Source organism: Streptomyces sp. NPDC056734 (genome assembly GCF_042790455.1).
Classification (GTDB): domain Bacteria; phylum Actinomycetota; class Actinomycetes; order Streptomycetales; family Streptomycetaceae; genus Streptomyces.
In genome coordinates this window covers 466,244-480,272 of record NZ_JBHTZD010000003.1, presented here as the reverse complement: position 1 = coordinate 480,272, position 14,029 = coordinate 466,244, and the positions used below count along the sequence as shown (strand labels likewise).

The 14,029-nt window shown below is 71.1% G+C and carries 11 protein-coding genes; 3 read left to right on the top strand and 8 right to left on the bottom strand.

The window, feature by feature from the left end; translation table 11 throughout:
• Positions 1–49 precede the first annotated feature (49 nt).
• The 5 genes from ACFRFC_RS06480 to ACFRFC_RS06460 form a co-directional block, all read right to left on the bottom strand.
• Positions 50–1,135 carry an S-(hydroxymethyl)mycothiol dehydrogenase gene (locus tag ACFRFC_RS06480; protein ID WP_383112589.1) on the bottom strand — a complete coding sequence of 362 codons (1,086 nt, stop codon included), beginning with the start codon at positions 1,133–1,135 and terminating at the stop codon, positions 50–52.
• Between the two features lie 69 nt (positions 1,136–1,204).
• Positions 1,205–2,419, bottom strand: a complete 1,215-nt coding sequence (locus ACFRFC_RS06475; RefSeq protein ID WP_383112588.1) for a cytochrome P450 — start codon at positions 2,417–2,419, stop codon at positions 1,205–1,207.
• Positions 2,420–2,466: 47 nt separating this feature from the next.
• The gene (locus ACFRFC_RS06470; protein WP_383112590.1) at positions 2,467–3,399 is read right to left on the bottom strand and encodes a PDR/VanB family oxidoreductase; all 933 of its coding nucleotides are present in this window, start codon (positions 3,397–3,399) and stop codon (positions 2,467–2,469) included.
• Between the two features lie 270 nt (positions 3,400–3,669).
• Positions 3,670–4,413 carry an IclR family transcriptional regulator gene (locus ACFRFC_RS06465; RefSeq protein ID WP_382693775.1) on the bottom strand — a complete coding sequence of 248 codons (744 nt, stop codon included), beginning with the start codon at positions 4,411–4,413 and terminating at the stop codon, positions 3,670–3,672.
• Between the two features lie 88 nt (positions 4,414–4,501).
• Positions 4,502–5,299, bottom strand: a complete 798-nt coding sequence (locus ACFRFC_RS06460) for a FadR/GntR family transcriptional regulator (protein WP_382693776.1) — start codon at positions 5,297–5,299, stop codon at positions 4,502–4,504.
• Positions 5,300–5,521: 222 nt separating this feature from the next.
• Here ACFRFC_RS06460 and mdlC point away from each other — a divergent pair, with 222 nt between their 5' ends.
• Positions 5,522–7,099 carry a benzoylformate decarboxylase gene (mdlC, locus tag ACFRFC_RS06455; RefSeq protein ID WP_383112587.1) on the top strand — a complete coding sequence of 526 codons (1,578 nt, stop codon included), beginning with the start codon at positions 5,522–5,524 and terminating at the stop codon, positions 7,097–7,099.
• 196 nt (positions 7,100–7,295) lie between these two features.
• Here mdlC and ACFRFC_RS06450 read toward each other — a convergent pair whose 3' ends face one another.
• Complete coding sequence (locus ACFRFC_RS06450; protein ID WP_382691944.1) at positions 7,296–9,530, bottom strand: cytochrome P450; 2,235 nt, start codon at positions 9,528–9,530, stop codon at positions 7,296–7,298.
• Positions 9,531–10,612: 1,082 nt separating this feature from the next.
• Entirely contained in the window at positions 10,613–11,119 is a 507-nt protein-coding gene (locus ACFRFC_RS06445) for a MarR family winged helix-turn-helix transcriptional regulator (RefSeq protein ID WP_382691945.1), read from the bottom strand.
• Positions 11,120–11,268: 149 nt separating this feature from the next.
• On the opposite strand from ACFRFC_RS06445, the gene ACFRFC_RS06440 reads away from it, so the two are divergent.
• Together ACFRFC_RS06440 and ACFRFC_RS06435 are read left to right on the top strand one after the other, a co-directional pair.
• Positions 11,269–11,880 carry an NAD(P)-dependent oxidoreductase gene (locus ACFRFC_RS06440; protein ID WP_382691946.1) on the top strand — a complete coding sequence of 204 codons (612 nt, stop codon included), beginning with the start codon at positions 11,269–11,271 and terminating at the stop codon, positions 11,878–11,880.
• A 49-nt stretch (positions 11,881–11,929) separates the two neighbouring features.
• Positions 11,930–12,370 (top strand): DUF6069 family protein, encoded by a 441-nt coding sequence (locus tag ACFRFC_RS06435; RefSeq protein ID WP_382691947.1) that lies wholly within the window; start codon positions 11,930–11,932, stop codon positions 12,368–12,370.
• A 341-nt stretch (positions 12,371–12,711) separates the two neighbouring features.
• Here ACFRFC_RS06435 and ACFRFC_RS06430 read toward each other — a convergent pair whose 3' ends face one another.
• Entirely contained in the window at positions 12,712–13,965 is a 1,254-nt protein-coding gene (locus ACFRFC_RS06430; protein ID WP_382691948.1) for a cytochrome P450, read from the bottom strand.
• Between the last annotated feature and the right edge of the window lie 64 nt (positions 13,966–14,029).

Sequence of the window (14,029 nt, the reverse complement as noted above, 5' to 3'; positions counted from 1 at the left end):
TCGAGGGTGAACTCCCCGGACGTGACGAGACACTCCACGCGGACGGTCATCACAGCACCACCACCGAGCGCAGCACATCACCCTCGTGCATGCGCGCGAACGCCTTCTCCACCTCGTCGAGTCCGATGGTCTCGGTGACGAACGCGTCCAGCTCCAGGCGTCCTTGCAGATGCAGGTCGATCAGCAGGGGGAAGTCACGGGAGGGCAGGCAGTCGCCGTACCACGACGACCTGAGCGATCCGCCGCGTCCGAAGACGTCCAGCAGTGGGAGTTCCAGCTGCATCTGGGGGGTCGGTACGCCGACCAGGACGACTGTTCCGGCCAGGTCCCGGGCGTAGAACGCCTGCCGGTAGGTCTCGGGGCGGCCGACCGCGTCGATGACGACATCGGCGCCGAAGCCGCCGGTGAGGTCGCGGACCGCCTGGACGAGTTCCGTGTCCCGCGAGTTGACCGTCGCGGTCGCGCCCAGTTGCGCGGCGGTCTCCAGTTTACGGTCGTCGATGTCGACGGCGATGATCTGCGCGGCCCCGGCCAGTGCGGAGCCCAGGACGGCCGCCGCGCCGACGCCGCCGCAGCCGATGACGGCGACGGTGTCGCCCCGGCCCACATTGCCGGTGTTGATCGCGGCGCCGATGCCGGCCATCACCCCGCAGCCCAGCAGCCCGGCCACGGCGGGTGACACGGCCGGGTCCACCTTGGTGCACTGCCCGGCGGCGACCAGGGTCTTCTCGGCGAAGGCGCCGATGCCCAGGGCCGGGGACAGCTCGGTGCCGTCGGTGAGCGTCATCCGCTGTTTCGCGTTGTGGGTGTCGAAGCAGTACCAGGGGCGCCCGCGCAGACAGGCGCGGCACCGGCCGCACACGGCACGCCAGTTGAGGATCACGAAGTCGCCGGGCGCCACGTCGGTGACCCCCGCGCCGACGGACTCCACCACACCCGACGCCTCGTGGCCGAGCAGGAAGGGGAAGTCGTCACTGATGCCGCCCTGCTTGTAGTGCAGATCGGTGTGGCAGACACCGCACGCCTGGACACGCACGACGGCCTCGCCCGGACCGGGGTCGGGTATGACGATGGTCTCGACGCCGGCCTCCTCGCCCTTGGCTCGGACCACGACACCACTTACCTGCTGGGGCATGGGAAACACCTTTCCGTTGACTGCGGGGGGGGTTGATTACGGAGTGGGGAAGGGACAGGAGTGGGTGGCTCAGGCGGCCCGGTGGACGCGGACCGGGAGGGAGGCCCACGCGCGCAAGGTGTTGTTGAGGTGGCGCTCTGGTTCCCCGGCCAGTTCGATGCGCTCAACCCGGCGGGCCAGCGCCGTCAGCAGGGCCTCTGCCTCCAGCCGGGCGACGTGCTGGCCGACGCACTGGTGGATGCCCATGCCGAATCCGACGTGCCCCGAGGGGTCCCGGGCGAGGTCGAAGCGGTCCGGGTCCTGCCAGCGTGCCGGGTCGCGGTTGGCCGATCCGAGGAACATGAGGATCTTCGTGCCCGCCCTGATCACGGTCCCCGCGACGGTGACATCGGTGGTGGCCGTGCGGAAGAAGGTCTGCACCGGGGACTGCCAGCGGACCGCCTCGTCGAACGCGACCCGGGCCAGCTCCGGCCGCTCGCGCAGCCGCTGCCACTGCTCGGGGTGGGTGGAGAAGGCGTACAGCGCGGCGGACAGGCCGTGCACGGTCGTGTCGACCCCGGCGGTGAGCAGGGAGCGGACCACCAGCGGGGCCTGCTCGTGGGTGAGGTCGCCCCGGTCGGCGGCGGCCCAGATCCGGGCGCCGAAGCCGTCGTCGTCGAGAACTTCGCGCACGCACTGCGCGTTCACCCATGCGGAGAGTTCGGCGACCCGGTGGGCGTCGGCCGCGACCAGTGCGTTGCGGGGGCCGAAGGCGTTGAAGGCCACGTTGCCGTAGGGCAGCAGGTTGTCCCGGTCGCCGGGGGGCAGGCCGACCGCGTCGGGGAAGACCCGCAGCGGGAACGCCTTGGCGAGCGCGGCGTAGGCGTCGAACTCGGCGCCCTGAGCCAGTACGTCGTCCACCAGGTCCTCCGCGACCGATCGCCAGGCCGCGCTCAGCCGGCGCAGGGCGGGCGGGGCGAGGATCTCGCGCAGGACCCGGCGCGGGGCGTCATGGGCGGGCGGGTCGGCGTCCAGCAGCAGGCTGGGCGGGCGCCAGGGCTTCTCGTGGCGGAAGTTGGACAGGCCCACTCCGGCACCGGACTCGAAGGTCTGCCAGTCGACCAGCGCGGCGTGCACCTCCTCGTAACGGGCCAGGGCGTGGACGTCGTAGCGCGCCAGGTGGACCACCGGGCCCGCCTCACGCAGGGCGCGGTGCAGCGGCCCGGGGTCGCGCAGATGCTCGTCGGCGAAGGGGTCCGCGTCGCTCGTGGGGGGCACCACGGATGGTGCCAGGAGGTCGGTCATGGCGGCTCCAGCGATCGGGGCGCTGATGGGACGGGGGTTGAGGGGGATCACAGGTCCAGGACGAGGCGATCGCCCCGGGAGCGGGACACGCACGGGAACATGCAGTCGTTAGCTGCCCGCTGATGGTCGGCGAGCACGGAGTCACGATGGTCGGGGACACCGTCCAGGACCGTGGTGAGGCAGGTGCCGCAGGTGCCCTGCTCGCAGGAGGACAGCAGATCGACTCCGACGCCGCGCAGGGCCTGGAGCACGGAGACGTCGGGGGTGACGGTCACCGTGCGTCCGGTGCGGCGCAGCTCGACCTCGAAGGGCGCCTGGTGCACGGGCGCCGTGAGTTCGGAGGCGGTGAACCGCTCGGTGCGCAGGCTGTGGGCCGGCCAGTGGGCGCAGTGCTGCTCCACTGCGGCGAGCAGAGGGGCGGGGCCGCAGCAGTACACCTTGCGGTCCGGCACCGCGCGGCCCAGCCACGACGCCAGGTCCAGGAGCCCGTACTCGTCCTCCGGGACGAGGTGGACGCGCTCGCCGTGGGCCCGTGCCAGGTCGTCGGCGAACGCCATGGAGGCACGGGTGCGCCCTCCGTACAGCAGTTGCCAGTCCGCGCCCAGCAACTCGGCCTGGTGGATCATCGGGAGGAGCGGGGTGATGCCGATGCCTCCGGCGATGAAGAGGAAGCCGTGGGACGGGACCTGGGGGAAGTTGTTGCGCGGGCCGCCCACGCCGACGAGGTCGCCGACGGCGAGCCGGTCGTGGACCTGGGCCGATCCGCCGCGCCCGTCCGGCTCACGGAGCACGGCGACGCGGTAGGCGTGCGCGTCCCACCGGTCCCCGCAGAGCGAGTACTGGCGGGTCACTCCGCCGGGCAGGACCAGATCGATGTGGGACCCCGGCGCCCAGTCCGGCAGTCGTCCACCGTCCGGCCGGGCGAGCGTCAGGGACACCACGCCCTCGGCCACCGCCTCCTTGTTCCGGACCACCAGCATCACCGTGTTCGGCACGCTCTCACGCGGCGCGGCCGTCTCGAGGCCTGTTTCGGCGGCACGCCGATTGTCTGCGACCACGATGTCGCCTCCCGTCTGAGGAATGCAGGAAGGATGCGCGGGGACGGGGGCGGGGCGCGAGAGGCTTCTCACTCAGCGAGAGGGGAGTTTTGTCCTCCGCGCCCCACCCGCGGGATTTCCGATGCCTGTGGGCCCCGCGAACACTCGCGGATCCTCGACGCAGCCCAGCGGCCCGGTGCCTGCGGAGCCTGGTCAGCCACCCAGTGCGCGGGACAGGCCGCGAGCCGCGGTCCGTACGACGGGGAGCACCGCGCGTCCGGTGGCGCCGTTGGGGACGATCACGGACAGCGCGGCCACGACACCGCCCTTCGCCGCGCGGACCGGCGCCGCGATGCCGAGCGCCTCCTCGTGGACGAAGCCGGGGCAGTACGCGTATCCCCTGCTGCGTACCTCGGCCAGCAGGGAACGGAGGCGGGCGGGTGTGGCCGGGGTGTCAGGGGTGTAGACGGTGAGCGGGCTCGCGAGCACGTGTTCCTTGACGGCCGACGCGCTGTGGGCGAGCAGGACCAGTCCGCTGGAGGAGGCGTGCAGAGGCAGCCGTCCCGCGATCCGGGTGTAGTTGACAACACTGCCGGGGGCGGTGAGCCGCTCCAGGAACAGCACTTCCTCGCCGTCCAGCACACCGAGCTGGACGTGATGGCCGACCACATCGTGCACACCCTCCATGAAGGGCAGGGCGGTGTTGCGCAGGGAGAGCGTGGGGGACGCGCGGGTGACCAGTTCCCAAAGCCGCACGCCGAGACGCACCCTTCGGTCGGCATCCCGGCTCAGCAGGCCGTGGGCCACCAGCTCGCCCACGAGCCGGGAGGCGGTCGCCACATGCAGCCCCGAGCGGCGGGCGATCTCGGACACGGTCAGCACCGGTTCATCGGGGCTGAACGCCTCGATGATCCGTACGGTGCGGGAGAGCACCGATTCACTGTGAGGTGCTTGCATGGACCACTCCCTCCGGTGCGCACCGATCGCCGAGCTCAGTGCGACTTCGGTCGCCGACCGTGGCGGTATCCTGCCCGGCGGTTCGGGCTCAGTCGAGCAGCTTCTTCTGATCCGCCGACAGCTGGGAGACGAGCCGGGCGAAATCGGTGTCGGTGAGCCGGAACCGCTTCGACTGTGACGCCGTGTCGATCAGCTCGCGCATCCGGTCGGAGTACGTCTCCAGGCACATGACCGCCCGTTCCGCGTCGCGGGCCTCCAGGGCCGCCACGAGGGCCATCCGGTCGTCCTGAAGCGCACCGGCCGCCTTCTTCCACGCGGTGGGCCTCTTGGTGCCCAGTTCCAGCGCCAGACGTACCTGAACGTCGATCAGGAATCCGCACAGCACGGTCAGCAGCGGGTTGTGACCGACCGCGGCCAGCCGGCGCAGGAAGACGCTCAGATTCTCCGCGGACTTCTCCGGGCTGGGTACGAGCATGTTCTCCGCGCTCTCGCGGAGCTGGGCGAGGTCCTCGTCCGAGGCGCGGGTGACGCCGAGCGCCGTCGCGTGGGTCAGCAGCGCGCCGAGGACACCGAGGACATCGGCCACCCCCAGCTTGTCCAGCTGGATGACGGAGGCCAGGGAGAACGCCGTCAGACTGTCGCTGCGGGCCGTCACGAAGGCGCCACGCCCCTGCTTCGAGGACACCAGGCCCATGGCCGTGAGCGCCCGGATCGATTCGCGGACCGTCTGCCCGCTCACGCCGTACTCGGCGGCCAGGTCCCGCTCCGCGGGAAGTCTCGCGCCGTGGGGAAGAGCGCCGCTCAGGATCCGGTCACGCAGGTCCTCGTAGATCAGGTCCGAGACCCTCTCACGGGCGAACTTCCTCGCCCCGGCATCCACACTCATATCCGCAACCTAATCCTCTAGAGACCTAGAGTCAAGGTAGGTGACTGACCCGATCGTCCGAGGAGCCCGCACAGCGGTCGGCAGCCCGCAGGCGGACATTCACCTTGACCTCTAGTTTTTAGGTGACCTAGTGTTCCGGGGATTGGAAGGTGTGGCGTGCACGTAAGTCGTCCCGCCACCGGAGACGCAAGGCACCGGACTCCCGGTGAGAGACGAGGCACCATGGCATCGGTCGGTGAGGCGTTCTGCGAAGTCCTGCTCAAGCACCGGGTGGGCGCGGTCTTCGGCAATCCGGGCTCCAACGAGCTGCCCTTCCTGCGCCATCTCCCCGACGAGCTGCCGTACTACCTGGCTCTTCAGGAAGGCGCGGCGATCGCCATGGCCGACGGCTACGCCCAGGCGTCCGGCACGGTCGGTTTCGTCAATCTCCACGCGGCCTCCGGCACGGGCAACGCCATGGGCTGTCTCACCAACACCGCGAGCAGTCACACGCCTTTGCTGATCACCGCCGGGCAGCAGTCCCGTCGCTACCACCCGGTGAACGCGCTGCTGACCAACGTCGACGCGACGAAGCTGTGCGATCCGCTGGTGAAGTGGTCCGGGGAGCCGTTGCGGCCCGAGGACGCTCCGCTGCTGGCGTCGAAGGCGCTGCTGCTCGCCCAGAGCGCGCCGGCGGGCCCGGTCTATCTCTCCGTTCCGCTGGACGACTGGGACCGGCCCGCCGACGCCGCCACACAGCGCCAGCTCCTGGACCGCTCGGTCCACGGGCACCCCGTCGCCCCTGACTCGGCGCTGGAGCCGCTGGTCCAGGCCCTCGCCGAGGCGTCCGCCCCCGTCCTCGTGCTGGGCCCCGGCGTGGACACACCGATCGGCTACCCTGCCGCGATCGCGTTCGCGCAGCGCTCACGGCTACCGGTGTGGAACGCCCCCAGCGCGCCCCGGGCGCCCTTCCCGACCACGCACCCCTACTACCGGGGCCAACTCGCCTCCGCCGCAGGTGACTTGGCCAAGGCATTGGACGGCCATGACCTGATCCTCGTGTTCGGCGCGCCGCTCTTCCGCTACCACGCCCCCAGCAAGGACGACTTCCTCCCCGCCGGGGTGGCGGTGCACGGGGTGACCGACGATCCCGACGAAGCCGCGCGCGCCCCCTTCGGACACGTCGTGATCGGCGACCCGGCCGCCGCCCTGGCACGGCTCGTCGCGACCGTCCCGGTCAGCACCCGGCCGCGGCCCGAGGCGCAGGCGCTGCCTGTGGCCGACACCTCCGGTCCCGCGTTCACCGCCGAGGCGATCGCCGACGCGATCGATCGCGGCAAGACCGACGACGCCGTGATCAGCTTCGAATGGACCTCCGGGACAGGCAGTATCGACCGGCTCATGACGACCCATCCACAGTCCCGCTTCTTCCCCGCGGCCGGTGGACTGGGGTGGGGCATGCCCGCCGCCATCGGCCTGCGGCTCGCCCGCCCCGACCGTCCGGTGCTGGCGCTGATCGGGGACGGCGCCATGCAGTACACGACCTCGGCACTGTGGACCGCGGCCCGCTACCGGGTGCCGGTGACCTTCATCGTCGCCAACAACCGACGCTACGGGGCACTGAGCGGCTTCTCCCGACTGCTCGGCGTCCCGGAGGGCTCGTATCTCGACGTCCCCGACGTGGACATCGTCAAGATCGCCGAAGGGTACGGCGTGGCGGCCCAGCGCGTCGAGTCGCTGGACGAGCTGACCCAGTTGGTGAAGGTGGGGATGAGTGCGACGGAGCCCCGGCTGATCGAGGTTCCGCAGCGCGAGGCGTGACCGACGGACCGTCGGACCGGCGGACGGCCGATGGGCGGTCCGGCCAGCCGATCCAGACGGCCGACCTCCGGTCCGACGGTGAACCGCACGGACGACCGGATGACCGTCGTCCGGTCGACAGACCGGACGACGGCCCGGCTGCACCATCGTGGGCTCGGGAAGGTGCTCCCCCGCCTTCCCCGAGCCCGCGATCCATTCAGAGATCGACGACCAGCGCCTCACCCGCGGCCCGTGACACACACACCAGCATCAGGTCACCGCGCGCGCGTTCCTCCGGGGTGAGCAGGCTGTCGCGGTGGTCGATGTCCCCCGACACCACCCGCACCTCGCAGGACCCGCAGGTCCCCTCACGGCAGGTCGAGGGCACGAGCACTCCGGCCCGTTCCAGCGCGTCGAGCGCCGAGCACCCCTGCGCCACCTGGACCACCTCGCCCCTGCCCGCCAGGTGCAGCTCGAAAGGCAGCTCCGGCCCGTTCGCGCCGTGCGCCCTGGGGTGGAACCGCTCCACAGACACCGCGGCTGAGCGCCACACGGCGGGTCCCTCCACCGCCAGTCGCTCCGCCGTGGCCATCAGCCCCTCAGGACCGCAGCAGACCACCGCCTCCTCCCCGGTGAGCGCGAGGGCGGCGAGGTCGGGCCGCCCCCGTTCCGCCGTGTCCCACCAGTCCACCCAGTCTCCATGACAGGCGAGTTCAGCATGGAAGGGCGCCTCGGCATTGGAGCGCACCACGTTCAGCAACCGCCAGGGACGCCCGGCCGCCTCCACGGCCTCGATCATGGGCAGCAGCGGGGTGATGCCGATGCCCCCGGCGACGAACACATAACTCGGGCGGTCCGGCAGCGGAAAGTGCTGACGGGGCCGGCTCACCCGCAGGACGTCCCCGGCGTTCAGCCGGTGCACCCGCCGCGAACCACCACGCCCCTCAGGGTCCAGCTTCACCGCGATCCGCCAGCCCTTCCGGTCCCGCACGGACCCGCACAGCGAGTAGGAACGCGCAAGGGACCGCCCGCCCCCAGACTTTTCCGGCTCCGGCAGGTGTACGTCGATATGGGCCCCCGGCTGCCACGGCGGCAGCTCACCGCCGTCCCGGAGCTCCAGCCGTACGGAGCGCACCCCTGGCGCCTCTTCCCGCACCTGGGTGACCACCGCGTCGAGGAGCGCGGGTGGACGAGGGGGACCGGACGGCGGGCCGGGTACGGCGACGGCGGCCCGCCCGCCGCCACCCTCGGTCCCGGACCCGCCGCCGGCTCCGGATCGCGACCACTCCACCTGGAGTCTGGTGGGCCCGCGGAACTCCCAGCCATGGAACGGGGGCGCGGCGGTGAGTCGCAGCGAGGGAAAGGTGTCCAGCATGGCGGTGATCGCCGTCGTGACCATGGTCCGGGCGAGCGGGGCGCCCACGCAGGCGTGCACGCCGCCGCCGAAGGCGAGATGGTGGCTCTGCCGTCGGTGGGGGTCGAAGACGTCGGGTGCCTCCCAGTGCTCTTCGTCGCGGTTCGCGGACGCCAGTACCGCTGCGACGACGGTGCCCTCGGGCAGCCGTACTCCCGCAACGTCGGCGGGTCGTACGACTCGCCGGGTGAGGGTGCCGACCGGTGAGCCCCAGCGCAGTGCCTCCTCCACGACGCGTTCGACAGCACCCCGTCCCGCACGGGCCTCCTCCTCCAGCTCGGGGTCGGCGAGGCAAGCGCCCAGGGCGATGCCGAAGAGATCGCGCGGCTCCTGCATACCGCCGATGACCAGCAGTTGCACGGTGGAGACGATCTCGGCCAGCGTCATGGGACCGGACTCCGTTTCGGCCGCCGCCAGCCCTTCCAGCAGCGATCCCGCCGGGGGCCCCTCCCTGAGTACGTCCCTCACCACCTCGGTGATCTCCGCGCCTGCGGCGAGCGCGGCGGCCTTCTTCGCCGGGTCGCGTTCGTAGTTGGCCGCGCCGGTGGTGATCGCGCCGATCCACCCCCACACCTGCTCGTCCGGCAGACCGGGCGGCAGTCCGGTGACGGCACACAGGGTCCGCACACACAGCGGGACCGCGAAGGCGCTGATCAGATCGGCCTGTCGGCCCGCGTCCGAGCGCAGTTCACCGATGAGCCCGGACACCAGGTCCCGTACGGTCGGCTCGGCGTTCACCAGCAGCGCCGACGGCCGCAGGGCCGCGGTGAGCGGGGCCCTGCGGTGCGCGTGATACGTCCCGTCGCTGTGCAGGAGGTTGGGTCCGATGGCCTCGGTCAGGGGCGAGTCATGCACAGCGGCACTGAAGCTCTCCGTGTCCCGTGCCACCCGCACCACGTCGTCCCACTTGGTGATGAAATGCGCGTGCGCGGCCGGAACCCAGGCCACGGGCTGCTCCGCCCGCAGCCGCGCGTACCAGGGAAAGGGATCTCTCTCCAGCTCGGCCAGGGTGATGCTCTCACCCAGTGTGCTGCCCATCCTCGCTACCTCCCGGGGCTGACTGTCCGTCGCTCGATGACAGTCCCGTTCGGCGTTCTGCGCAATATGTGGCTGCTTGATGGTACATAGTGCTCAAGGAAGCCGCCTGGGAGTTTCGGGGGTGACGCATTCTGCGTCTTCCGGAACCCGGTGAGCCGAGGGCCGGGTACCGGCGTGTGTTCTCGTTCTCCGGTTTCCCGGTAGGAGATGACGGTCCGGCCCTCGCCTCTGTACTTCAGGCCTCCAGCGCACACCTGATGTACTCCTCTCGGACCGCGTGGGACGCCCCGAGGCGGCACTCGCCCGGACATGATCGGCCGCCCTGGACCGCTGCCCGGCTCCACGGCGTTCGGCGCCGACCAGACCACCCTGGCGTGACGATCCTCCATCGGAGCCGGCTCGGGGTGTTGGGGAGCCGGCCGGTACTCCACCGGCATGGCCAGGCCGCACCCCCGGGACACAGGGCAAGAACTGCTGGACACCCTCCGCAGGCATGGAGCGGTACATCTACAAGTGGTGCCGGACGAAAGTGCCGCATTGCCACCAGGCTGGAGAACTCCTGAGGGCCTGGAGCGTTTCGAAGGGGGATACGTCGTCGAGCCCAAGAATCGATTCGACCCGCTTCGGCAGTCGCCCAAACCCGGGGTGACCCCAACGACCGTCGCGATCGGCTTGACCTCACGGACTGCGAGTTCCACCCAAGGTGACTGCGCTGGGTGGCAACTCACGGCCGATCCCGGCGAACTCTCCGGGCAGCACTCGGGGACACGTGACCGCTGAGGGGCGCCTGTTCCGCAGTCCAAGGGCTGCGGCGAACCCTTCCCGGGACTCAACGGAGCAAGGAGGGCACCTGCGCGCGTACGAGGGTGCGGGAGCGACAGGGCACCCGCCAGACCGCATGACCGTGCACCGCCCGATGCACCTCCTCGACCCTGTTCAGGACGCTCGGCACCTATCACGAACCGGGAGACGGCGGTGGTCTCCCCGGCATCATTGCTCGCAGCGGACGCACCCCGCACAGACCCGGGGCCCGCCCGGGGTGTCATCCGGTCCCGGCGGCCCACCCGTTGGACCGTGGCCGGTCAGGCGTCGGGGCGGCACGCCCGACCAGAACCGAAATTCTCGGGATCGATGGCCCGCAAGATGCGCAGACTGATGTCGGTGAGCTGCTTTATCTGTGCCTTGGTGAGCTGATCGAACACCAGACGGCGGACCTCCGCGACATGTCCGGGGGCGGTGGCCAGCACCTTCTCGTAGCCCGTGCCGGTCAGCGCGGCCAAGGTGTAGCGACCGTCCGCAGGGTCGGGTGTGCGCCGCACGTAGCCACGCCGCTCCAGCCTCCCCACCACCTGGGAGAGCCTGGACAGGGAGCCCTCGGTGAAAGCGGCGAGCACGCTCATGCGCAGGGTGCGACCGGGAGCCTCGGACAGGGCGGCCAGTACCCCGTACTCGAAGTGGCTGAGTTCCACCTCGCGCAACTGTGCGTCCAGGGCGCCGTCCAGGCGCAGCAGGACGCTGGACAGGGCGAGCCAGGCACGGCGCTCCTGCTCATTGAGCCACCGCGGCTCGGTTTCGTCCGGAATCGTCATGCTCCCGAATCTACCCGCACTTGCACCTTGAACCTCAGCCACCCGCTCGATGAGTTGAAGCATGAAGTCATCTCGGGGTACTTTCACTTTAAGCGTGAAGTGACTGCCCGGGTTCGGCACCGGGCGGCGAACCCGAAGGGGAATCCGACATGGACCTGCTCGTACTGGGCGCCACCGGCGCCACGGGCCGCCTGCTGATCGACCAGGCGCTGGCCGCCGGTCACGGCGTGCGGGCCCTGGTGCGCTCGCCTCAGAAGCTCACCACGACCCATGCCCGCCTGGAGGTCATCACCGGCCAGGCCACCGACGCGAGCGACGTCGCGAGGGCTATGACGGGGATGGACGCGGTGATCAGCGCCCTGGGCGCGAACAAGGGCACCGTCATCACCGACGCCACGAACGCGGTCATCGGCGCCGCCGGGAGCACGGGCGTCACCCGCTTCGTCGAGATGTCGTCCTTCGCCGTGCTCACCGGCCGCCTGTCCCGCCCCGCCAAGGCGATCACCGGCATGACCATGGCCGCGATCATCAAGGACAAGACCGCCGCCGAGGCTGCCCTGAGCGCCAGCGACCTGGACTGGACCGTTGTCCACGCCGTCCGCCTCACCAATGGCCCGGCCACCGGCACCGCCAAACAACTCTCCAAGGACACCACCTTGCGCATGGGCGACACCATCGCCCGTGCCGACGTCGCGGCCTGGATGATCGCCGCCGCCCAGGACGGCGCTGCGCACCGCCGCTCCGTCGTCCTCGCCGGCTGAGGGCCGGCCGACCACGACCCGCCCTCACCTGAACTGGAGAACTCTCAGCATGACCGCGAACCACTCACGCCATCCCGCCCAGCCCGGCGGCACCGCCATAGCCGGCGGCCTCCTTGCCACGGCCGTCCTCGCCACAGCCCTCAATGCCGCTGTCGCGGCGATCGCCCACGCCGCCGGAGCTTCCGAGGACTCTATCCAACTTCAGCTGGGGGCCTACGGGGTCTTCACCGTGCTCGGTGTCCTGGCCGGCGCCGGAGGCTGGGCCGCGGTCCGCGCCCGTGCCGCCCGTCCCGAAAGAGTGCTGCGGACGCTGGTGCCCGTCGTGCTCCTCGTCTCCTTCGTGCCCGACATCCCGCTCGGGCTCTCCGGTGACGGGCAGGGCTCCAGTTGGGGCGCGGTCGCTGCGCTGATGGTGATGCACGTGGTGGTCGCCTTGGTCGCCGTCCCCGCCTACCGGCGGCTTCTGCCTCTTGCGCCAGCTGTCGACTGACCTCCCGCATGTCACGCGACAGGCACCCCTGCCTGGTGCGGGACCCCTCCGCGTCCCGCACCGGGCCACCCGGGCGCGAGACGCCGAACGCCGCGGACGTGCCTGGTCGTCCGGTCTGAGAATCGGGCGGAACCACCCGCCGCGTCGCGGAGTGTGATGTCCCGAATCGTTCGGGATCACGCTGTGCCGCGTGTGAGCGGAATCCGCATCCCGCAGCGACCTTGGCCCGGCTACCGGACGGGTCCTGATCGGGCCGACGCTGACGGCCCCGCGGAAGCCCAACCCGGTTGCGGAACCGCCCTCGATCGCTGTCGGCCCCGACGCGGGAGGGGCGGTGCGGGCTACAGGTCGACGAGCAGGTGGCGCGGCCCGCGCAGGACGGCGCTGTGGCGGTAGGGAGGCGGATCGGACACCAGGGTGGGGGTGTCCAGGGTGCGCAGGAGTTCCGTGAGGGCGATCTGGGTCTCCAGGCGGGCCAAAGGGGCCCCGTAACAGTTGTGCGGGCCGCCGCCGAAGCCCAGGTGCCGGTTGTCACGGCGGGCGGGGTCGAAGCGGTCAGGGTCAGCGAAGCGCAGAGGGTCGCGATTGGCGGACCCGATGGCCAGCATCAGCGGGGCTCCTCGGGGGACGGTCACCCCGGCCACCTCGATGTCCACGAGCGGCGCGCGCTGGGGCACGAGCTGCACTGGAGGCTCGTAGCGCAGCAGTTCCTCCACGGCGGACGGCATCAGCTCGGGCCGCTCGCGCAGCAGGGCGAGGGCGTCGGACCGGCGGAGCAGCGTCAGCATGCCGTTGGTGATGAGGTTGACGGTGGTCTCGTGCCCGGCGATGAGCAGCAGCGCGGCGGTGGTCCGCAGTTCGGACGGGGTGAGCCGGCCGTCGGGGCCATCGTCGTTGGCGAGCGCGGATAGCATGTCGTTCGAGGGATGTCCGCGACGGGACTCGGCGAGGTCGTTCATGTAGGTGCCCAGTTCCCGGATCGCCGTCCGTTGGGCCTCCGCCGCCTCTGACTCGTCCTCGGACCCGGTGCCCCGGGGCCGGTCGAGGGCGGTGATGAACGCATCCGCCCACGCGTGGATCCGGGGAAGGTCCTCCCGGGGCACGCCCAGCAGGGTCGAGATGACGGTGACGGGCAGCGGATAGGCGAAGTCGTCCACCAGGTCGATCCGGTCGCGTCCGGCGAAGCCTGCGGTCAGCTCGCGCGTGATCCGGGTGATGTCGCCCTGGAGGGCGTCGACCCGTCCTGGGGAGTGCGGCGGCCCGAACGGGCGCATGGCGAGCCGCCGGAGCCGGTCGTGCTCTGGGTCGTCGCGCCGGATGAACGAGACCGGCTCGTCGCTGTTGCCCTCGGCGTCGTAGCCGGTGCGGTTGCGGGGGTCCGAGCTGACCCGGGGGTCGCTGAGCAGGGCGGCGACCCCCGCGTAGGTGCCTACCAGATAGGTGCCGTCCTCCTGGCGGACGACCCCGGCCTCACGCAGTTCGGCGTACAGGGGATACGGATCGGCGCGGTTGGTGTAGTCGGTGATCCGCCGCAGGAGGGTCTCCGGGGAACCGGACACGGACGGCGGTGGGGAAGGGGAAGGGGCGGCGGGCATGGCGGCTTCCTCACAGTGTGGAGCGGTCGTGTGGGAGGGGAACGGTGTGGGGCGGGCAGGCCGG